A 20,811-nucleotide genomic window follows, 5' to 3' on the forward strand; every position below is an offset into this window, starting at 1 on the left:
CATCGGTTGGCTTGCCGCAGAGTTTCCGTGGCAACGGCAACGTTGCTTGTGCTGGGCTCAACGGCGATGGGCCTTACCCGTCGACCGACGCCCACCCATCGCGACGGCTATCTGGTCGAGGACAGTACGTGCTTGTCTTGTACGGGGATGCTGTCCACCAAGATTGAATCGCAGCTTCCGATGGGCTGATTCAGCCAATTGACGAGCTGCTATCAACTGTCCACGTAGAGCCATTATGCGTGCAAGACCTATCGCACTCTGAAGCGTGTTCGGATGCTCCTCACCGAGCACCCGTTGCCCTCTCCGATATACATCAGCCGCAACATCCAACGCCCGGCGAAGCTCCCCTACATCAACCAACACACTGGACAAATTGCCCGCGGCGACTAATCCGTTCGGATGATCCTCACCCAACACCCTTACCACGTGCCGAAATACATCCTCCGCCACCTCCAACGCCCGCCGACGCTCCCCAGCCATGGCTAATGTAGTGACCAAATTCGTTGCAGACATCAACGTGTCAGAATGATCCTCACCCAACAACCGCATGCGTCGTTCATACACATCTTCATCGATTTGTCGTGCCAGACTACGATTCCCCAACCTACTGTGAATTACTGCGAGACTTGAGGCGGTCCGAAGGGTATCGGGATGATCCTCACCCAACAACCGCGCGCGCCGAACGTAAACATCTTCATCGATCTCGCATGCTCGCTGATAGTTCCCCAGCTCAAGATGAACTACCGCAAGGTCCGAGGCAGTCCGAAGGGTGTCGGGATGGTCACGGCCAAAAATGTTGATCTGGCGGGTGAGGGTGTCGTCCACCAGTGGGCGGAGCCGATCGAACTGGCCCAGGTCGCGGTAGGCCCAGACCAGTTCGGTAGCGGCCCGCAAGGTGTCCACGTGGTCCGGGCCGTATCGCCTCTTCCACTCCTGGTAGAGGTTGTCGGCTAGTTGTTGGGCGGGGCGGCTATCACCCCGACAGAGTAGGTAGACGATGGCATCCCGGGCCCGCAGACGAAGATCGGGGTTGTCGGTATGGGCGGGATCCGCTGCCAGGAGGTGGGGCAGGAGCATGCTCCACTGGGGCCAGGTCACAGTGTCCCGAGGATCACCCGGGTCGACGGTGCCGAGCGCCGCCTCGATGCGCACCCGCAGCTCGGCGGCGACGGTGGGATCGATCTGGTCCCGGACGATCGCCTGGACCAGTCGATGGACGGTGATCGTCCCGAGTTCGACCCGGGCCAGCCCGGAGGCACCGACGGCGCTGATGGAACGCTGGCGCTGGAGCGGCTTGTCAACGATCTGCGCCAGCGGTGCGAGGATCTCCAGTTGCAGGTCGGCGTGCCGGGCGATGGTGATGACGAGGTCGGTCGGCACCGGCTCGGGTGCCAGGAACGCACACAGGTGGAGGACGGCGAGCGCGGCGGGATCCCTGGCCCCCAGCCCCGCGGTACTCAGGGTGGCAGCCGCCGCCAGGGAATGCGGGTATCCTGCCGGCTGCCCCTCGTCGAGCACCGCAAGCGTCTCCTCTCGGAGCACCTGCCGGTACTCGGTGACCGACATGCCGAACTCGGCCAGGTAGCTCGCCGCCTGCGCCAGCGCCAAGGGCAGGTCACCAAGGTCCTCGGCGAGGTGACCGGCCTCCATCGCGCTGATCCTGGCAAGGCGCAGCGTCAGCAGTTCCACCGCCTCTGTGCGGGGAAGGACGTCCAGCTCCAGGGTCCGGGCGAGCTGTCCCCAGGCCGTGGTGCGGGAGGTGACGAGCACATGCCCCTCGCCGTCCGGCAGCCAGGGGCGGAGGTCGTCGGGCCGCTCCGCGTTGTCGAAAATCAACAACCAGCGGTCCCGGCTCCGGAGGAACTCCTTGACCTTGCTCTGGGCGATCACGCTGTCCACCTGGGCGTCGAGCACGCCCAGCGCGATCCCGAGCGCGCTGAACTGCTCACCAATGGCGCCGGACTGCTCCGCCGAGATCCACCACACGACGTCGTAGTCAGCACGATGCCGGTACGCGTACTCCAGGGCCAACTGGGTCTTGCCGACCCCGCCGAGGCCGTGGATCGCCTGCACGCTCGCAGCACCACCGGATGACAGCCGTGCCCGCAGCTCGGCCAGCTCGCTCCCCCGACCGGCGAAGTTCGGATCCCGGGTCCGGAGATTCCACACCGACAACGGCCGATCCGCTGCGGCGGCAGGTTGGTCGGCGGCAGGCCGCGGAGCGGGTACGCCACTGGTGTTGATGAAGTTGTTGATCTGGAGACCGCTCCCCACCCCGGCACTCGTGCCGTGGCCCTCGGTCTGCATCCGCTGCGTCACCGGCGGGGAATCGCCACCCGACCCGCGACCGTGTGACGGTTCGGTCGCGGGACCACCGGACGGCTCAGTCATCGGCGCGCTCCTGCGCGGAGCCGAACGTGTTGACCTGGCTGCCGTGGCCCAGCACAGCCTGCCGCGCGTTGCCGGAGGCAGTGACATGCTGTACAACGTGACCGGCAGAGCGGACCCCGGCGCTCGCCGCGACCTGCCGTACCAGCGTCTCCAGTTCGGCAGCGGCAGCCGGTTGCTCGATCAGCAGATCCTCCAACCGGCCCGCCCACAGCGCCTCGTGCTGTGCACGCACCCGGTCGCCGTCCGCGCCCGCCGTCTCCACCGCGCCACGGGTCCGCTCCAACTGTTGCGTCACCGCGTCCTCTCTCGCCCGGTCACCCCGGCCGAGCAACCGCACGAAGCCGGTCTTCGCCAGCCCCCACGCGTCCTGGGCTACCGCGCCCACCAGTGCCGCACCACCGGCTCCCGCCAGCGCGAGCAGTTCCTCCGCCGCCATCACAGCCCCCTGATCGGTCGCCCACATGCCCAACCCATAGAAATATCGCAACCTGTCGACGCCAGACACCCTGGACGGGCGGACGCCGCCCCGGAGTCGGGAGACCGACATCGAAGACCACCCAAAAGGCCAATAACGCCTCCCGGCTGCAGGCCGGAAACCGTCGCCCTTCTTCAGCGGCGTGGCGGACCTGGGGCGGTCGCCACGGCACCGCAGAGGGGACAGCGACCGTCGGGCGCGGATCGTTCGGCGCGGCGGGCGGCGAGGATCAGTCGGTTGCGGATCTGGGCCAGGGACAGGAACGGCGCGGTCATGCTCAGGTCACCCGGAGGGTGGCGGCGAGCTGGATGATCGCGGCTGAAGCCCGTGGGTCGTGGGCCAACTGGGCGAGCACCGATCGGGCGGCAGGCCGGTGGCGCACCTCGGCGGGGGCAGCGTGCTCGGCGGCTGTGAGGGCACGGCTGGCGTTGACCGAGTCGCCGGTATGCAGATAGGCGCGGGCGGCGTCGAGCAGGTGCCCGGCGCGGTGTTCCGCCGGTAGCCACCGCCAGCCGTCGCGGGCGATGGCCTTCTCATGCCAGGCCACCGCTGCACCGGCATCGCTTAGATCCAGGGCGGCGACGACCCGGGCCAGGTCCACCGCGACCGGCCCGAAGGCGGTCCGATAGTGGTCGTGGCCGTCGCCGACCCGGGCCGCCATCTCGGCGGCCTCGTCGAGCAGGTCAGCCGTGGCGTGATCGTCGCCGTCTCGGGCTGCGGCCAACGCGGCCTCAATGACCAGGGCACCGCACAGCGACAACACCGGGGCGCGCCCGTCGTCGAGGTCGGGTGGAGCGATCCGGTACGCGGCGGCCAGCGCCGTGGACCTCGCCGCCCGTGCCCGCCCCGAAGCGCGGAGCACCCGGCCAAGTTGCACGGCAGCGGTGGCCACCAGCACCGCATCACCGGCCGCGATGGTCATCGCCCGATCGGCAGCCAACCATGCCAGTTCTACCTCATCCAGCTTGACCAGCAGTGACGCGGTGACCCGATACGCATCCACCAGCATCGACCGCCCCGCCACCGGATCATCCGCGTACGCACGCTGCGCGGCGATCACCAGACCCGGGAGCAGCCCGGTCACCTGCGGGTAGCGGGCGTGCTGGAACATGCCCCAGGCGTGGGCGACGTCTCGTGCCAGCCGATCGGCCGACAACACCTGACCCCGCACTGTCGAACGACCCACCGCGATGTCGTACGTCGACAACGCCTCGCGGACCCGTTCCACCGCCTCGACCGGACCGGACACGTCGGCCGGCCGGAGGTCCCGGCCGAGCAGCACACCCGGGTCGATCCGCAGGACAGCGGCGATGTCCTGGAGCGTGGACACCTTGTCCAGCGTCCGGACACCCCGCTCGACCTTGTCCACCCAACTCTTCGACTTACCCAACCGGTCGGCGAACACCTGCTGCGACAACCCACGCCGCCCCCGCCAGTGCGCCACCCGCCGACCCACCGGCAACAACTCACCGCCCTCCACGACGCCACCGCCGATCCGGCACCGCCCGCGTCGTCTCCTCCACCGGAATCCGCTCCGCCTCGGCCTGCGCGAGCAACCGCCGCCGCGCCGCCTCCCGCTCGACCGCCTGAATCCGCTCACCCCGGCTCTCACCCGGATCACGTTCTCCGTCGCCCACCGGCGTCCCCTTCGCAAGGGCGCGACGGTGTACCTGGAGGTCACCACCGCCGCGCACGATCAGCGGGGCGGCGACGGCCGGTCACCAGACCGACGAGGCGTCACCGCACCGTGATCACAACGCTACGGAGAGCACACGGGAAGGCTGGAACGCTTACGCACCACCCATGGTCAGGCTCATCCGTTCGCAGAGGCCCCGCAGCTCGGGCGAGGTCGCCCCCTTACGCAGCAACGACCGCGCCGTCTCCCGGGCGGCGACCGACGAGCGGGCATGTTGCGGCCCGATCCGCTCCGCAGTGAGCAGCATCCGCACGGCGTCACGATCCCGACCGGTACCCTCGGCCGCCCGGCTCATGTCGAGCCAGAAGTACACCTGACGCACCGCCGGCAGACCCGCCAGCTCCACACCCGCCGCCGTCCGCATCGCCAGTTCCGGGCGACCCGTGTCGAGCTGGAACGCCATCGTCCACAGGGCCACGTTCCGTGGACCCCAGACCAGATCCCAGCTCTCGGTCTCCCCGGTGTGCGCGGCGATCCGCGCGGCTTCGGCGAGATGATCCTCGGCACCGGGCCGGTCCCGCAGACCGGCGAGATGGTGCGCCCGCGCCAGGTGCAGGAACCCCAGCACGTCCAACGCGCCATCGGCAGCGCTACCCGCAAGATCGGCCGCCGCCGCGTCACACCACGCCCGGGCCGGCCCGTAAGCCCCGGAGTAGGCCGACACCCGCGCCCGGTTGGCCGCCGCCACCCCGACCGCCACCCGGTCGTCGAGCAACCCGGCAGCCTCGGCGCAACGCTCGGCCGCCAGCCAGGCATGGGCCGGATAGCTGACGTTCAGCAACGACCCCATGGCCACGCCGTACACCGGCACCATCTCCGACAACGCAGCCCGCCGGTCCGTCAGGCCGTGCATCGCCGGCACGAGATCCACCAGCCGCCGCAACGCACCCGCGTAATCACACCGCCCATACAGACCACGTACCAACGCCGCCTCGCGACGCACCTGCTCGACCGTCGCCGTCACCTCGGAACGCCGGGCCATCGGCGTGTCCATCATGACCCGCCACACCCGCTCGGCGTCGATCCGGGCCGCATCGAGCTGCCGATCAGCAGGCGTGTACGCCTGACCCGTCAGGTCGACCACCGAACACTCCAGGGCCGCCGCCAGATCCACCACCATGTACCGGTCGGTGCGCTGTAGCCCCCGCTCGATGCGCGACCACGACGTATGGGAGATGCCCGCCCGGCTGGCCGCATACCGCACGCTCCAACCACGCAACTCCCGGCGAGCACGAATACGATCACCGATCGACGGATCGTCAGGAATCGGGCGACGAGGCATCAGCACACTCCCCCGGTGACACGAGATCCCCACCGGCCGGAACCGACAGGCTGCCACCACGGAACGTACACCCGCACCACCGAATACGTGACACCCTGCGCTGTCACCGGCCGGCGCTCAAGAACGATGCCGAGCGAGCGTGAGCCAGTTGATCGACTCAATGTCGCCGACGGAGTGGTATCCCCGGCGCTCCAATGCCGCTATTTCGGCGAAATAGCGGCATCGACACCCCCGCGACCACACGCGATACCCCGGGTGTGGGGTCTTCGTCCAGAATGGAGGGGAAGTGCCCGCCGACGGGGGAGGCCGGACATGGTGCACCGCACAGTGATCGACACCGAACAACTGCCACCTGCGGAACGGTTCGGGATGTGGCTCGACCTGGTCGCCCGGACCGCCGCGCCGCTGCGCATCCGCTCCGACCACCAGCACGACTTCCGGGCCCGCGCCGAGTTCGTCGAGCTGGGCCCGATCCGGCTGGTGCGCTACCGCTACCCGTCACTGGAGGCGGTCCGCACCCCGAAGCTGGTCCGGCGTACCGAGGTGGACTTCCACATGCTCGCCCTCACCACCAACGGCACCGGCATCGCCGGGCAGGCCGGGCGGGAGAGCCGGCTCGGCGCCGGTGAGTTCACCTTCTACGACGGCTCCCGGCCACACGAGGTGAGCCACCTCGGTGACGGCAACGGCGCGGAGCACGCCGCCTCGATCGTCGCCATGGTCCCGTACGGGGCGATCCCGCTCACCCCGGACCAGCTCGCCCCGCTGCTGGCCGGCCGGATGTCGGCAAGCGAGGGGGTCGGCGCGCTGGTCGCCCAGTACCTGACCCGGATCACCACCCACCCCGAGCAGTACCAGCAGGCCGACGCCGACCGGCTGGGCGGGGTGGCGCTGGACCTGATCTCCACCATGCTCGGCCGGTACCTGGTCGCCGAGGACGAGATGCCCCGCGAGGTACGCCGCCGGGCGCTGCTCGCCCAGGTGCGGGCGTACATCCAGCGGCGGCTCGGCGACCCCGGGCTGACCCCGGCCACCATCGCCGAGGCGCACCACATCTCGCTACGCAGCCTGCACCGGCTCTTCGAGGAGGAGCACGCCACCGTGGCGTCGTACATCCGGGAGCTGCGGTTGGAGCGGTGCCGGCGGGACCTGGCCGACCCGGCGCTGGCCCACCGGCCGGTACAGGCCGTCGCCGCGCGTTGGGGATTCCGGGACAAGGCCCACTTCAGCCGGGCGTTCCGCGCCGCCCACCGGCTCACCCCGCAGGAGTACCGGACGCTGCACCTGCAACAGGCACGGATCGTCAACAGCACGGCGTCCGCAGTCAACCCGGGACCGACATACTGACTGCGGGCCGGCGGTCACCCGACCGCCCGGCCCGACGGTAACGGGGGACCGCGGCGTGGCGTCCGTGACCCGGATGGGTCACGGACGGCCGCCCGGTGCCGCAGCCCGTCCGGCACCCGACCGCCGTCGCCCCGGACGGCCTCCCGGCCGCACCCGCCCCGACCCCGTCGCGCCTCCCCCCAGGAACAGCGGCGGGGTCGGTCAGGTCTCCGCCAGCAACTCCAGCACCGACCGTTCGACCTGCTCACGCGGGGCGTCGGCGGGCACCGGCAGCACCACGCCCTCGTGGTAGAGGTCGACCACCCGCGGGTCCACGTACGACGTACGGGCCACCGTGGGGGTGTTGCCGAGCAGGTCGGCGACCTCCCGCATCACCCCGGCCACCGCCCGGCGACGGGCCGTCACCGAACGCTGCGTCCCCACGGTCGCCAGTTCGGTGGCCGCCCGGACGGTGGCGTGCCAGGTGCGGAAGTCCTTCGCGGTCATCTCGCCACCGCTGGCGTCACGCAGGTAGCCGTTGACCTCGTCGCTGCGCACGTCCCGCCAGGTCCGCCCGTCCCAGTAGCCGAAGAGCCGTTCCTCGGTACGCCGTCGCCGCCGCAGGGTGGTCAGCACCCGGCACAGTTGCGGGTCCTCGATCCGACGGACCTGTTCGATACCGCCCTTGGCCGGGAACTCGAAGACCACGCAGCCGCCCCGGGACCGGGCGTGCTCCGGGCGCAGGGTGGACACGCCGAAGGTGGCGTCCTCCCCGACGGCGTACTGCTCGTTGCCGACCCGGAAGGCGCCCATGTCGAGCAGCCGGGCGACGGTGGCCAGCACCCGGTCCCGGTTCAGCCCCCGCCCGGCCAGGTCACCGGCGATCCGCTCGCGCAGGGTCGGCAGCCGACGGGCCACCTCCAGCACGTGGTCGAACTTCGCCTCGTCCCGCTTGCGCCGCCACTGCGGGTGGTAGAGGTACTGCCGGCGTCCGGCGGCGTCGGTGCCGGTGGCCAGGATGTGCCCGTTGGGGTACGGCGCGATCCACACGTCCGACCAGGCCGGCGGGATGACCAGCTCGGACAGCCAGGCCAGCGTGTCCGGGTCCCGGACGCGCTCACCGTGCCGGTCCAGGAAGGTCCAGCCCCTACCGCGCCGGCGACGCCCGTAGCCCGCCCGACCCGGATCACTGCGCCGTAGTCGCACCTCAGACCCGTACCGTTTCCTCGGCCTCGTCCACGGCGGCCAGCACCCGGTCGACCGGGAGCGCCGCCCATCCCGCCGCCGTACCTACCCCGGGCCCGGCGGCGCAATCCTCGCCCGGGGCCCAGAGCACCCGGTGCCACGGCCGGTCGGCCGGCGGGCCCCAGCGGGCCGGCGGCACCGGGCCGAACAGCAGCACCGACGGGACCCGGTAGGCGGTGGCCAGGTGACCGACCCCGGTGTCCCCGCTGACCACCAGCCGGGCGGCGGCCACCAGGGCGGCCAGCTCACCCAGGTCGGTGCGGCCGGCCAGCACCGCCGAGCGGGGCAGGCCCGCGTCGGCCGCCACCCGGGCGGCCAGGTCCCGTTCCCCGACCGAGCCGGTCACCACCACCCGGTGCCCCCGGTCGGCCAGCCGCCGGGCCAGCGCGGCGAACCGGTCCGCCGGCCACCGCTTCGCCTCGACCTTGCTGCCCGGGTGCACCACGGTCACCCCGGCCGGCAGCCGGCCCGCAGGTGGCCGGCGCAACGCCAGGTCGGTGCGGTCGGCCGGGATGCCGTACCAGTCGAGCAGCCGGCACCAGCGGTCCACCTCGTGCTCGTCGTCGTCCCAGTCGGGGCCGTCGCGGTGCCCGGCGGGCGGGCACCGGAAGGCCACCAGCCGGCCCGCGCCGGCCAGCATCCGGTGTGACCCCGGCCCGCGTCCGTGCAGGTTGACCGCCACCTCCGGCGGCGGCCCGGACCACGGCGGCGGGCCGAGGTCGTCGGTGGGCAGCAGCCGGTCGACCCCGCCGACCAGCTCGACCAGCGGGCCCAGCCAGGCCGGCGCGGCCAGCACCAGTTCCTCGCCCGGATACCCGGCCCGCAGGGCGCGTAGCGCGGGCACCGCCGTGGCCAGATCACCGACGCCGAGCGCCCGCAGCACCAGGATCACGGGTACGAGGTCTCCTGCTCGGCGCAGACCACCAGTTCCCGCACGGCGCTGCCGGGTGGCTGGGAGAGCGCGAACATGATCGCGGCGGCGGTGTCGGCCGGGTCGTTGAGCTTCGCGTCCGGGCCCGGACGGTACTGCGGGTCACGGTCGTCGAAGAACGCGGTCCGCATCCCGCCGGGGATGAGCAGGGTCACCCCGACGCTGCCGGCCAGCTCGGCGGCGAGCGACCGGGTGAACCCGACCACCCCGAACTTCGCCGCGCAGTACGCGGTGGCGTCCCCGACCGCCTTGACGCCCAGGGTGGAGGCGACCGTGACGACGTTGCCCCGGGACGCCTCCAGGTAGGGCAGCGCGGCCCGGACCACCGCCACCGTGGCGAGCAGGTCCACCACGACGATCCGTTCCCAGGTGTCGCGGGGGACGTCGGCGAGTTTGCCGGGCACGTCCATGCCGGCGGCGGTCACCACCGCGTCCAGCCCGCCGACCCGCTCGGCCAGGTCCCGGGTGGCCTCCTCGGCGGCCCGGGTGTCGGCCAGGTCGCACTCGATCCACGGCACCCCGTCGTCGGGGGGTCGCCGGTCCAGCACCAGCGGTCGTCCGCCGGCTTGCGCGACGGCGGTGACCACCGCCGCGCCGAGGCCGCTCGACCCGCCGGTGACCAGGACGGCCGGACCGGCACCGGGTGGACTGCTGCTCATCGTGCTCCCTCCGTCGTCGGATGCGCCGGGGCCACCGGGGACCCGGGGGGCTCCGGCCGGCCGGTGCGCCGGCGCTCACCCCGGGCCGCCGCGATCATGTCGGTGGTGGAGCGCCCGTCCAGGTACGGCACCACCACGCTGTCCCCGCCCCACCGGCGCAACAGCTCGCCCTCCGGCAGGCCCGGCCCGTCACCGACGCCGGTGGCGTAGTCCCCGCCCTTGACCCAGACGTCGGGCCGCAGCCAGCCCAACGTCGCGTGCGGGGTGGGCTCGTCGAAGACCACCACCGCGTCGACGCAGCTCAACGCGGCGAGCAGCCGGGCCCGGTCGCCCTGCGGGGTCACCGGCCGGTCGGGGCCCTTGAGGCCGGTGACGCTGGTGTCGGAGTTCAGGCAGACCACGAGACAGTCGCCGAGCTGCCGGGCGGCCTGCAACGTCGCCACGTGCCCGGCGTGCAGCAGGTCGAAGCAGCCCCCGGTGGCGACCACGGTGCCGCCGGCCGCCCGGACCTCGGCCACCACCGCGCCCGCCGCGGCGGCCCCGATCCGTTCCCCGCCGCCGACCAGCACCGGCGGGCAGTCCCGCACCGGTACGGGCAGCGCGGCGGCCACCCCGCCGTCGGCCACGTACGCCGACGCCGCGCCGACGGCCGCCTGGACCGCCTCGGAGACCAGCGCGCCCCCGGCGAGCGCCACCGCGGCGGCCGAGGCGAACCGGTCCCCCGCCCCGCAGGTGTCCCCCTCGGCGCTGACCGGCGCGGAAACCATCAACGGCGTCGCCCCGGCGGAGCAGAGCAGCGCGCCGTCACCACCGAGGGTCACCACCACCGCGCCGGCCCGCCAGCGTTCCCGCAGCCCCTGGCCGGCCCGGGCGGCGGCCGCCAGCCGGGACCCGCCCGGCGGCACCTTGGCCAGCTCCCGGGCTTCCGGCTCGTTCGGGGTGACCAGCCGCACCCCCGGCACCGCGACCGGCCCCCGGGGGTGCGGGTCCCAGACCACCGGGGCGCGGGTCGCGGCCAGCGCCGCCCGCAGCGCCGGCTGTCGGGCCACCCCCCGGCCGTAGTCGCTGACCAGCACCGCGGACGCCCCGGCGAGCAGCCGCAGCACCGCCTCGGTGGGCGGCCCCGGTTCGCCCGCCACGCCACCCCGGTCGTGGCGCAGCAGCACCCGGCCCCGGGCCCGTAGCCGGACCTTCTCCGGGGTGGCCCCGGCCAGCGGCAGGCCGTACACCTGCACCCCGGCGGCGGTGAGCAGGGAGCTGAGCCGGGCCGCCCCGGCGTCGTCGGCGAGCGCGGTCACCAGCGCCACCTCGGCGCCCGCGGCGGCGGCGAAGACGGCGGCCAGGCCGGCCCCGCCGGGCCGGTCGGCGGCGGCCGTCTCGTCCAGCACAGGCACCGGCGAGTCGGGGCACAGCCGGTTCACCACCCCCTCGACGTCCCGGTCGAGCAGGGTGTCCCCGAGCACCACCAGCGGGCCCCTCACGCCGGGTCCCCACGCCGTCGGTCGGCCGCCGGGTCGACGACCACCTCCACCCCGGCCCGGACCGGCCCGTCGTCGGGCACCGGCGGGGCGGGCGGGTGGTCGGCCGCCGGCCGGTCCGCCGCCACGACCGGGTCCACCGGCGGGGCGGCGGGGTCCACGGGCCGGGCCGGTGACGCGGCGGCGGCGCTGGCCGCCGCCTGGCCGGCCAGCGCGGTCAGCGCCGTGGGCAACGCCCGGTCGACGTACTCGCAGAGCACGTGGGTGGAGACCAGGTGCAGCTCCTGCACCACCTGACTGTCCGGCGAGGCGACGCCCAGCGCCTCGTGGCAGGCGTCGGCGAGCGGGTTCGGGGTGGGGCCGGTGAACGCCCAGCAGCGCACCCCGACCTCCCGGGCGGCCGCCACGGCGGCGAGCAGGTTGCCGCTGGCCCCGCTGGTGGACATCAGCAGCAGCACGTCACCGGGGCGGCCGTGGGCCCGCACCTGCCGGGCGAAGACCTCGTCGTAGCCGTAGTCGTTGCCGATCGCGGTCAACGCGGAGGTCTCGGCGTGCAGGGCGATCGCCGACAGCGGCCGGCGCTCGTCACGCAGCCGGCCGACCAGTTCGGCGGTGAGGTGCTGGGCCTCGGCGGCGCTGCCCCCGTTGCCGGCGACCAGCAACCGCCCGCCGCCGACCAGGATGCCGGCCAGCTCGGTGCCCCAGCGGGCCAGCAACGGCTCCGCCGCACGGTACGGCAGCAGCGCCTCGGCCAGCAGGGTCAGGTGCGCGTCGAGCAGGCCGGCCCGTGCCGCCCGGGTCGAGGTCGTCATCAGGCGACCACCCGGCTCGGCCTGCGTACGGCGGCGACCTCGGCGTACACCTCGGTCAACCGGTCGGCGGCGGTGGCCCACGAGTAGCTGCGGCGGGCCCGCTGCAACGCGGCGGTGGCGTAGCCGTAGCGGCGGGCCGGGTCGCCGAGCAGGCCGGCCAGCGCGTCGCCGAGCGCCTGCGGGTCCCGGGCCGGCACCAGGTCACCGGTCACCCCGTCGACCACGGTGTCCCGGATACCGCCGACCGCCGTGCCGACGACGGGCACCCCGCAGGCCATCGCCTCCAGCGGGGTGAGCCCGAACGGCTCGTACCAGGGGGCGGCGACCAGCACGTCGGCCGACCGGTACCAGCGGCCCATCTCCTCCCGGGGCACCGCCCCGACCAGCCGGACCCGGTCGGCGACCCCGCAGGTGCCGGCGAGCGCCCGCAGCCGCCGGGCGTACGGGTCGGTCTCCAGCAGCCCGGCAGGCGGCCCGCCGACGACCACGCACTCGGCGTCGGGCACCAGCGCCATCGCCCGGATCACCGTCTGGAAGCCCTTGCGTTCCACCAACCGGCCGACGGTGAGCACCCGGGGCCGGTCGGCGTCACGGTCGACGGCCGGGCCGAGCGGGGCGAAGGTGTCCAGGTTCACCCCGGACGGCACGACGGTCATCCGGGACCGGGGGACGCCGAGCCGGACCAGTTCCCCCACCTCGTCGCGGCACTGGGCGACGACCCGGTCGACGGCGCACCCCAACTCCCGTTCGTAGCCGATCCGCCGGGCCGGGCTGGTGTCCTGTACCCCCTGGTGACGGCGCTTGACGGTGCCCAACGCGTGGTACGTCTGCACCACCGGCACCCCGGTCTGCCGGCCGGCGGCCAACGCGGCCAGCCCGCTCATCCAGAAGTGCGCATGCACCACCTCGGGTATCCAGTCCCCGCCCCGCCAGCGGCCGGTGAGCCAGTGGCTGAACTCCTTCATGTGCGGCAGCAGGGCGTCCTTGGCGACCGGTTCGGCCGGGCCGGCGGGCACGTGCACCACCTCGTACCCGTCCGGGGCGCGGACGGCGACCGGCAGGTCGACGGCGTCGCGTCGGGTGTAGACCCGGACGTCGTGGCCGGCCGCCACCAGCGCGGCGGAGAGTTCCGCGACATGCGTGTTCTGCCCACCGGCGTCCTCACCGCCCAGCACGGCGAGCGGGCTGGCATGCTCGGAGATCATCGCGATGCGCATACTTCCTCCTCCAGCAGGCGGTCCCAGTCGGTGAGGAATCGGTCCAGGCCGTAACGGCCCAGCGCGGCGGTACGCGCCTGCGTACCGGCGCGACGCGCCTCGGCGGGGTCGGCGACGAACCGGGCGGCGGCGGCCAGCAGGGTGTCGACCCGGGTGGACAGCGCCCCCGCCCCGGAGGGCACCGCCTGCACGGCCTCGGTGGTGGCCAGCGCGACCACGGGCATGCCGATCGTCATCGCCTCGATCAGGCTCAACCCGAGCGAGGTCCACCGGCACAGGTGCAGGTAGGCCCGCCGCCGGGCCAGCTCGACGTGCATCAGGTGCTGCGGGACGTCGTCGTGGCTGGTCAGCCGGTCGGCCGGCAGCCCGAGGTGGTCGGCGAGCCCGGCCACCTTCATGCCGAACACGTCCAGCGGGGCGATCTCGGCGAACCGGGCGAGCAGGTCGGTGCCGGTGATCCGGCCCCGGCGTACCGGCTCGTTGATCACCACGGCGAGCCGGTCCAGCTCACCGGTCCAGGTCACCGACGGCGGCACCACGCCGTGTTCGACGACGGCGGTGCGGGTGGTCCCGTTGTCCCAGAACAGCTCGTTGAAGTGGGTGACGTGGGTGAGCAGCAGGTCGTCCCGGTCGGCCATCGGGTGCCGGGTGTTCGGCACGTCGCCCTTCGGGGTGTTGTGCTCGACGTAGACCGCCGGCACCGCCCGCCCGACCGGCCGGCCGAGCCACTCGCCGGCCAGGTCGTGTTCCTCGGGGCGTTGCAGCAGCACCACGTCGACGTCGGCGTGGCGCAACTGCTCCGGGGTCACCTCGACGGCGCTGTCCGGCCACGGGTAGGTGCGCGCCCGCCCCAGCCCGTACGGGCCCCGGTCGGGCGTGACCGGCACCAGGTAACGGTGCCTACCGTGCACGAAGGACGTGGTCCACGAGCCGTGCACGTGCCAGAGCAGGATGTTCATCGGTGACTCCCCCGCCCGGCGGTCACCGGCGTCACCCCGACCGGGCGGGCCGGGGCGTCGGCGGGGACGCCGAGCAGGCGTACCGCGTCGAGGACCCGGCCCGGTTCGACGGCCGACAGGCAGGGGTGGCCGGGCACCGGGCAGACCGTGGCCCGGGTGTCCCGGCAGGGCGCGGCGGCGTCGCCCAACCGGACCGTCGGCACCCGGTAGGGCCCCCACTGTCCGTAGGGGACGGTCGGGGCGAACAGGCTGACCACCGGCACGCCGAGCGCGGCGGCCAGGTGCGCCGGCCCGGTGTTGCCGACCACCAGCGCGCCGGCGTCGGCGAGCACCCCGGCCAGGTCGGCCAGGCCGGTGCGGCCGCCCAGGTCGAGGCCGGTGTCGCCGGCCACCCGGGCGGTCAGCTCCGTCTCGTCGGGTCCGCCGGTGACGGCCACCCGGTGACCGGCGGCGGTGAGCGTCCGCACGATCCGGGCCGCCAGGTCGGGTGGCACGGCCCGGCTCGGCACCGCCGAACCGGGGTGCAGCACCAGGTACCCGGGGCCGCCGAGCCCGGCCGGCGGAGGCGGCACCCGGTCGGCGCGGACGCGCAGTCGCGGATCGTCGCCGGCCGGCAGCGCGAACCCGGCGGCGACGGCCAGCGACAGCGCCCGCTCCGGCTCGGGCAGCCCGGCGGGGACCCGGTGCCGCACGTCGAGCAGCGAGCCCGGGTAGTCGTCGCTGATCGCGCTGACCCTCGGCACGCCGGCCAGCCGCAGCAGCAGCGCCAGCGGCAGCGGTGACTGGTGGAACGAGGTGAACACGACCGCCTCGTCGGCGCGTACCGCGCGCAGCCGGTCGGTGAGCCGGTCGATGTCCGCCGGGTCGACCGGGTCGGGTGCGCCGTCGATCCAGGGCAGCGGCCACTCGACGATCTCGTCGACGCCGGGCAGCAGGGCGGCGGCGGCGCGGCCCCGGGGACCGCAGAGCAGCACGACCCGCTGCGCGTACGCGGCGACGGCCCGCACGGCCGGGCCGGTGACCAGGACGTCCCCGGCGGAGTCACTGCGGACCACCAGCACGGTGCCGGCCCGGCGCGGCGGTGGCCCGGCGATCAGGGCGGACCGGGCCAGGATCAGCTCCACGGCGGCGGGCAGGTCGGTGGCGACCTGCCCGGCGGCGGCCACCTCGACGGCCCGGGTGGCCGGGGTGGGCACGAGCACCCCGGCGGCACCGGCCGCGGCGGCGGCTCCCAGGTCGGCGGCGATGTCCCCGACCAGCACGCAGCGGGCCGGGGTGGTGCCGAGTGCCCGCGCGGCGGCGTGCACCATGCCGGGCGCGGGTTTGCGGCAGGCGCAACCGGCCCGCTCGTCGTGCGGGCAGCACTGCCAGGTGTCGAAAGGGCCGAGCAGTTCCTCGACCCGGGCGTTCACCGCCCGCAACTGGGCGGCGGTGAACAGCCCCCGGGCCAGCCCCGACTGGTTGGTGACCACGCCGAGCCGCAGCCCGGCGGCGCGCAGCCGGTCCAGCGCCGCCCGCGCGCCGGGCACCGGGCGTACCTTGTCGGGGTCGCCGTTGTACGGCACGTCCTCGATCAGGGTGCCGTCGCGGTCGAGCAGCACCGCGTCGTACAGTGCGCGGCCGCCCCGGTCAGTGACCGGATCAACCCGGCCTGACCTGCGCTGATACGGCTCCGCGTCCCGTCGCACGGGCGGCGGGTTCCCGAGGCCCCGGGGAGTAAACCTGGCCCTACCGGGCGGTACGCCGCCCGGTAGGGCCGGGCCGCGCCGTCGACCCGAACCGGGTCGGTGCAGCGTTACCCGTCGCCCCGGAGAAGCTAACGCGACGGGTTAGGCCGGGCGGGCCCGGGTACTGCTCAGCGGTGGCAGTCGTGGAGAAAGTGATCGATGCACCCCCGCAGCAGGTGTTCGACGTGCTGGCCGACGGTTGGACGTACAGCGACTGGGTGGTCGGCACGGTGCACGTGCGTGACGTCGACGCGCAGTGGCCCCGGGTCGGCACCCGACTGCACCACCGGGCCGGTCCCTGGCCGTTCTCCCTGGAGGACGCCTCGACGGTGCTGGTCTGCGAGCCGCCGCACCGGCTGGTGCTGCGGGCCGGGTTGTGGCCGGCCGGGGAGGCGGTCGTGGTGTTCACGCTGACCCCGACCGGGGACGGCGCGACCCGGGTCCGCATCGGGGAGGACTTCGCCGCCGGCCCGTTGCGCTGGGTCCGCAACAAGCTCAACGACCTGGTGCTGCACCAGCGCAACAAGGAGACGCTGCGCCGGCTCTCCGACATCGCCACCCGGCAGAAGGCCGACGGGCGCGCCGGGCGGTGACCGGGCGGTCGCGGGGAGCCTCGGCGGGGGTCCGTCGGGCTTTTGGCTACCCTGTGGGGGAATGCCGACCGCGACTGAGGATGTCCGAGATGATCGAACCCGTGGAGCTGCCGTCACCGTGGCGGGACGCACGACTGACCGTCGTGGTCCCCACCTACAACGAGGCGGGCAACCTCCCGGTGCTGGTCGGCCGGCTGCTGGCCCTTCCGCTGCCGGGCCTGAAGGTGCTCGTCGCCGACGACAACTCGCCCGACGGCACCGGTGAGGTGGCCGACAAGCTGGCCATCGAGAACCCGGACCGGGTGCAGGTCGTGCACCGGGCCGGCAAGGAGGGCCTGGGCCGGGCGTACGTGGACGGCATCGGTCGGGCCCTCGACGGCGGCGCGGAGTACGTGGCGCAGATGGACGCCGACCTGTCGCACCCGCCGGAGGCGCTGCCCGGGATGCTGGGCGCGCTGCTGTCCACCCAGGCCGGCGTGGTGATCGGTTCGCGGTACGTGCCGGGCGGGCAGCTCGACGAGGCGTGGCCGCTCTACCGGCGCGCGCTCAGCGGCTGGGCCAACCTCTACGTGCACACCCTGCTGCGGGTGCGCATCCGCGACCTGACCGCCGGTTTCAAGATCTGGCGGGCGGACGCGCTGCGCGACATCGGCCTGCACCGGGTGCAGTCGAACGGTTACAGCTTCCAGGTGGAGATGCACTACCTGGCCACCAAGCTGGGGCACACCATCCTGGAGGTGCCGATCCGGTTCGAGGAGCGGCGCGACGGCGCGTCCAAGATGACCACCGCGACCAAGGTGGAGAGTGCGCTGATGCCGTTCAAGCTGCGTACCCGGCACCGCAACCTGGACTCCTGACCCCGTAGCGGGGTCGTGGGTGGACGGTTCAGCGGTAGAGCGTCCGGTGCGCGGCGTCGATGACGCCGGCGTACAGGCCACCGGTGACGGCGCGGTCGCGGGCCAGCGCCGCCCGGGCGGCGTTCGCGCCGGGCGCGCCGTGCACCCCGCCGCCGGGGTGTGCCGACGCGCTGGCCAGGTAGAGCCGGTCGACCGGGGTGTCGGCCCGGCCCAGGCCGGGGATCGGGCGCAGGAACAGCTGCTGGTACGCCGCGGCGGTGCCGCCGCCCAGCGCCCCGCCGACCAGGCTCGGGTCGCCCTGTTCCAGCTCGGCCGGCCCGGCGACGTGCCGGCCGACGACCAGGCTGCGGAACCCGGGGGCGGCGGCCTCCAGCACGTCCTCCATCCGGTCCACCTGGCGGGCGACGTCCTCGGCCCGCCAGTCCCGCCGGAACGGCAGGTGGGTGTACGCCCACAGCGACTCGGTGCCGGCCGGTGAGTGCGTCGGGTCGGCGGTGGTCATCTGCCCGGCCAGCAGGAACGGCCGGGTCGGAATCTCACCCCGGGCCAGTTCGGCGGAGTAGCTGGTGAGCCCGTCGAGGTCGGCGCCCAGGTGCACGGTGCCGGCGCCGGCCACCGCCGGGTTGGTCCACGGCAGCGGGGCGGACAGCGCCCAGTCGACCTTGAGGGTGGAGCCGTCCCAGCGGAAGTGCGCCAGGTCCTCGACCAGCCGGGGCGGTAGCTGGGCGGCCCCGACGAGGTCCAGGTAGAGGGCGGGGGCGGGGACGTCGGCGAGCACCGCCCGGCGGGCCCGCCACAGCCGTCCGTCGGCGGTGCGGGCCCCCACCGCCCGGCCCCGGGCGGTCAGCACCCGGTCGACCTCCGCGCGGTAGCTGATCCGGCCGCCCCGCTCGGTGAGCCGGGCCACCAGCGCGTCGGTGATCCGCTGCGCGCCACCGACCGGCACCGGCCAGCCGACCTGCTGGCCGAGCATGGCCAGCAGCCAGCCGTAGACGCCGGAGCCGGCCTCCTCGGGGGACAGGTCGGTGTGCAGGGCGCAGCCGGCCAGCAGTGCCGGGCCGCCCTCGCCGGTGAACAGTTCACTGCCGAGTTTGCGGACCGGCAGGACCAGCCGGCGGGCCAGCCGCAGCGCGCCGCCGACCCGCAGTTGGCGCAGCAGGCCCAGCCCGCCGCGTACCGGGGGGAAGGGGGTGGTGATGGCGTCGAGCATCGGCCCGGACACCTGCGCCCAGTCGGCGTACGCGTGCCGCCAGCGGTCCCCGTCGCCGGGGGCGAACGTCTCCAGCGAGGCGGCGGTGGTGTCCAGGTCCCGGTTGATCACCGCGGCGCGCCCGTCGGGCAGCAGGTGGGCCAGCACGTCGGGGGCGTGCGTCCAGGTCAGCCCGTAGCGGGGCAGGTCGAGGCCGGCCAGCACCGGGGAGGCGTAGCCGAGGGGGTAGAAGGAGCTGTACAGGTCGCTGAGGTAGCCGGGGGCGGTGACCTCGGCGGAGCGGACCGCCCCGCCGGGCGCGCCGGTCGCCTCCAGCACCAGGACGTCCCAGCCGGCGTCGGCGAGCAGGTTGGCGGCCACCAGGCCGTTGTGTCCGGCGCCGATGACGACGGCGTCCGCGGTGTCCGTGCCCGGCGCGATCATCGGATCCGGCTACCCGGCGGGCAACCGGGCGAAACGCGTTTGCTTCGGCGGGAGCGGGGCATCCCGCCGCATGTACCGGGTGGAGCAACTCATCGGTGGGGTGTGGGGCGCGGGCGGGGCGGGTGGTGAGCTGACCGTCCTCGATCCGGCGGACGGCCGGCCGGTCGGCACCGTGCCGGTGGCGACGGCCGACGAGGTCGCCAAGGCGGTGGAGGCGGCCCGGGAGACGGCCGCCGGGTGGGCGGCGACGTCGGCGGCCGGGCGGGCGGCGCTGCTGCACGAGGCGGCGGAAGCGGTGGCGGCGGCGGCCGAGGAACTGGCCGCCGCGACGACGGCGGAGATGGGCAAGCCGCTGGGCGACGCCCGGGGCGGGGTGGCGGCCGGCGTCGGCACCCTGCGCCAGTACGCCGAGCTGGGCCCGCTGCGTGGCGGCCGGACGTTGCACGGCGACGGCGACGCGCTCGACTTCATGCTGCCGCAGCCCCGCGGCGTGGTCGCCGCGATCACCCCGTGGAACGACCCGGTGGCGGTCTCCTGCGGCCTGCTCGGCGCGGCCCTGGTCACCGGCAACGTGGTGCTCTACAAGCCGAGCGAGCGGACCCCGGTCACCGGGTGGCTGCTGGCCCGGCTCTTCGACGGGGTCTTCCCGGCGGGGGTGCTGTCCCTGCTGACCGGGGGTGCCGAGGTGGGTGCCGCGTTGGCCGCGCAGCCGGTGGACGTGGTGGCGCACGTGGGGGCCAGCGCGACCGGCCGGGCGATCGCGGCGGCCTGCGCCCGGACCGGGGCCAAGGCGCTGCTGGAGAACGGCGGCAGCGACCCGCTGGTGGTCGACGCCGGGGTGGACCCGCGCTGGGCGGCCGAGCAGGCGGCCCTCGGCGCGTTCGCCAACGCCGGGCAGCTCTGCGTGGCGGTGGAGCGGATCTACGCGCACCGCGACGTCGCGGAGGACTTCGTCGACGCGCTGGTGGAGCGGGCCGGGGCGCTGGTGGTCGGGCCGGGCCGCGACCCGGCGACCGAGCTGGGCCCGCTTGTCGACCGGCGGCACCGCGACCAGGTGCACGGGCAGGTCACGGCGGCGGTGGCGCAGGGTGCGACGCTGCGCGCCGGTGGGGTGCTGCCGGACGGGCCGGGGGCGTTCTATCCGGCGACGGTGGTCACCGACTGCCGGCACGAGATGACCCTGGTCCGGGAGGAGACGTTCGGGCCGGTGGCGGCCGTGGTGACGGTGGACTCGTTCAGCGAGGCGCTGCGGTGTGCCGCCGACTCGCCGTACGGGCTGGCGGCGACGGTGCTGACCGGGTCGATGAGCCACGCGCAGCGGGCCTTCCGGGAGCTGCCGGTGGGCACGGTGAAGGTCAACGCGGTGTTCGGGGGCGCGCCGGGCGGTGCCGCGCAGCCGCGCCGGGGCAGCGGCCAGGGCTTCGGGTACGGCCCGGAACTGCTGGACGAGTTCAGCACGGTCAAGGCGGTGCACCTGCAAGCGCCGGCCGGCGGGCACTGGTGAGCCGGGGCCGCCCCGGTCCGGGGCGG

At 74.2% G+C, this 20,811-nt stretch carries 18 protein-coding genes; 4 read left to right on the forward strand and 14 right to left on the reverse strand.

Going from position 1 to position 20,811, the window contains the following annotated elements; translation table 11 throughout:
- Positions 1–57: 57 nt before the first annotated feature.
- The 5 genes from fxsT to ACN260_RS19020 form a co-directional block, all read right to left on the reverse strand.
- Positions 58–2,391 (reverse strand): FxSxx-COOH system tetratricopeptide repeat protein, encoded by a 2,334-nt coding sequence (fxsT, locus tag ACN260_RS19000; protein ID WP_422752376.1) that lies wholly within the window; start codon positions 2,389–2,391, stop codon positions 58–60.
- Positions 2,384–2,827 (reverse strand): hypothetical protein, encoded by a 444-nt coding sequence (locus ACN260_RS19005; protein ID WP_422752377.1) that lies wholly within the window; start codon positions 2,825–2,827, stop codon positions 2,384–2,386. The genes fxsT and ACN260_RS19005 overlap by 8 nt, the downstream gene beginning before the upstream one ends.
- Positions 2,828–3,143: 316 nt before the next feature.
- Entirely contained in the window at positions 3,144–4,346 is a 1,203-nt protein-coding gene (locus tag ACN260_RS19010) for a helix-turn-helix domain-containing protein (protein WP_422752378.1), read from the reverse strand.
- Positions 4,333–4,503 (reverse strand): hypothetical protein, encoded by a 171-nt coding sequence (locus tag ACN260_RS19015; RefSeq protein ID WP_422752379.1) that lies wholly within the window; start codon positions 4,501–4,503, stop codon positions 4,333–4,335. The genes ACN260_RS19010 and ACN260_RS19015 overlap by 14 nt, the downstream gene beginning before the upstream one ends.
- A gap of 153 nt (positions 4,504–4,656) precedes the next feature.
- Positions 4,657–5,811, reverse strand: a complete 1,155-nt coding sequence (locus ACN260_RS19020; RefSeq protein WP_422756757.1) for a helix-turn-helix domain-containing protein — start codon at positions 5,809–5,811, stop codon at positions 4,657–4,659.
- Positions 5,812–6,156: 345 nt separating this feature from the next.
- Between ACN260_RS19020 and ACN260_RS19025 the strand changes: the two genes are divergently transcribed.
- Positions 6,157–7,191: a helix-turn-helix domain-containing protein gene (locus ACN260_RS19025; RefSeq protein ID WP_422752380.1), complete on the forward strand. Its 1,035-nt coding sequence runs from the start codon at positions 6,157–6,159 to the stop codon at positions 7,189–7,191.
- A gap of 201 nt (positions 7,192–7,392) precedes the next feature.
- On the opposite strand, the gene ACN260_RS19030 is transcribed toward ACN260_RS19025, so the two are convergent.
- From ACN260_RS19030 to ACN260_RS19065, 8 genes are read right to left on the reverse strand one after another with little or no spacing between them, the layout of a single operon-like run.
- A complete protein-coding gene (locus tag ACN260_RS19030) occupies positions 7,393–8,376 on the reverse strand; it encodes a DNA topoisomerase IB (protein ID WP_422752381.1) in 984 nt (327 codons plus the stop codon).
- A gap of 1 nt (position 8,377) precedes the next feature.
- Positions 8,378–9,307: a glycosyltransferase family 9 protein gene (locus tag ACN260_RS19035; RefSeq protein ID WP_422752382.1), complete on the reverse strand. Its 930-nt coding sequence runs from the start codon at positions 9,305–9,307 to the stop codon at positions 8,378–8,380.
- On the reverse strand, positions 9,304–10,005 hold the full coding sequence (locus tag ACN260_RS19040; protein WP_422752383.1) for an SDR family oxidoreductase: 702 nt from the start codon (positions 10,003–10,005) through the stop codon (positions 9,304–9,306). Before ACN260_RS19040 ends, ACN260_RS19035 begins: the two co-directional genes overlap by 4 nt.
- Positions 10,002–11,486 carry a PfkB family carbohydrate kinase gene (locus ACN260_RS19045; protein ID WP_422752384.1) on the reverse strand — a complete coding sequence of 495 codons (1,485 nt, stop codon included), beginning with the start codon at positions 11,484–11,486 and terminating at the stop codon, positions 10,002–10,004. The genes ACN260_RS19040 and ACN260_RS19045 overlap by 4 nt, the downstream gene beginning before the upstream one ends.
- Positions 11,483–12,295 carry a D-sedoheptulose-7-phosphate isomerase gene (locus ACN260_RS19050; protein WP_422752385.1) on the reverse strand — a complete coding sequence of 271 codons (813 nt, stop codon included), beginning with the start codon at positions 12,293–12,295 and terminating at the stop codon, positions 11,483–11,485. Before ACN260_RS19050 ends, ACN260_RS19045 begins: the two co-directional genes overlap by 4 nt.
- Positions 12,295–13,512, reverse strand: a complete 1,218-nt coding sequence (locus tag ACN260_RS19055; protein WP_422752386.1) for a glycosyltransferase — start codon at positions 13,510–13,512, stop codon at positions 12,295–12,297. The genes ACN260_RS19050 and ACN260_RS19055 overlap by 1 nt, the downstream gene beginning before the upstream one ends.
- Positions 13,497–14,471, reverse strand: coding sequence for a glycosyltransferase (locus tag ACN260_RS19060; RefSeq protein ID WP_422752387.1), 975 nt, complete (start codon positions 14,469–14,471; stop codon positions 13,497–13,499). Before ACN260_RS19060 ends, ACN260_RS19055 begins: the two co-directional genes overlap by 16 nt.
- Positions 14,468–16,159 carry an HAD-IIIA family hydrolase gene (locus ACN260_RS19065; RefSeq protein WP_422752388.1) on the reverse strand — a complete coding sequence of 564 codons (1,692 nt, stop codon included), beginning with the start codon at positions 16,157–16,159 and terminating at the stop codon, positions 14,468–14,470. The genes ACN260_RS19060 and ACN260_RS19065 overlap by 4 nt, the downstream gene beginning before the upstream one ends.
- A gap of 182 nt (positions 16,160–16,341) precedes the next feature.
- Here ACN260_RS19065 and ACN260_RS19070 point away from each other — a divergent pair, with 182 nt between their 5' ends.
- Together ACN260_RS19070 and ACN260_RS19075 are read left to right on the forward strand one after the other, a co-directional pair.
- Positions 16,342–16,791 (forward strand): SRPBCC family protein, encoded by a 450-nt coding sequence (locus ACN260_RS19070; protein ID WP_422752389.1) that lies wholly within the window; start codon positions 16,342–16,344, stop codon positions 16,789–16,791.
- 89 nt (positions 16,792–16,880) lie between these two features.
- A complete protein-coding gene (locus ACN260_RS19075; RefSeq protein WP_422752390.1) occupies positions 16,881–17,648 on the forward strand; it encodes a polyprenol monophosphomannose synthase in 768 nt (255 codons plus the stop codon).
- A 28-nt stretch (positions 17,649–17,676) separates the two neighbouring features.
- Here the strand turns inward: ACN260_RS19075 and ACN260_RS19080 are convergent, their stop codons facing one another.
- Positions 17,677–19,281: a phytoene desaturase family protein gene (locus tag ACN260_RS19080; RefSeq protein ID WP_422752391.1), complete on the reverse strand. Its 1,605-nt coding sequence runs from the start codon at positions 19,279–19,281 to the stop codon at positions 17,677–17,679.
- Between the two features lie 70 nt (positions 19,282–19,351).
- On the opposite strand from ACN260_RS19080, the gene ACN260_RS19085 reads away from it, so the two are divergent.
- Complete coding sequence (locus tag ACN260_RS19085; RefSeq protein WP_422752392.1) at positions 19,352–20,785, forward strand: aldehyde dehydrogenase family protein; 1,434 nt, start codon at positions 19,352–19,354, stop codon at positions 20,783–20,785.
- Positions 20,786–20,811: the final 26 nt, after the last annotated feature.

The sequence above is a fragment of the Micromonospora sp. WMMD708 genome, from assembly GCF_049315245.1.
Classification (GTDB): domain Bacteria; phylum Actinomycetota; class Actinomycetes; order Mycobacteriales; family Micromonosporaceae; genus Micromonospora; species Micromonospora wenchangensis.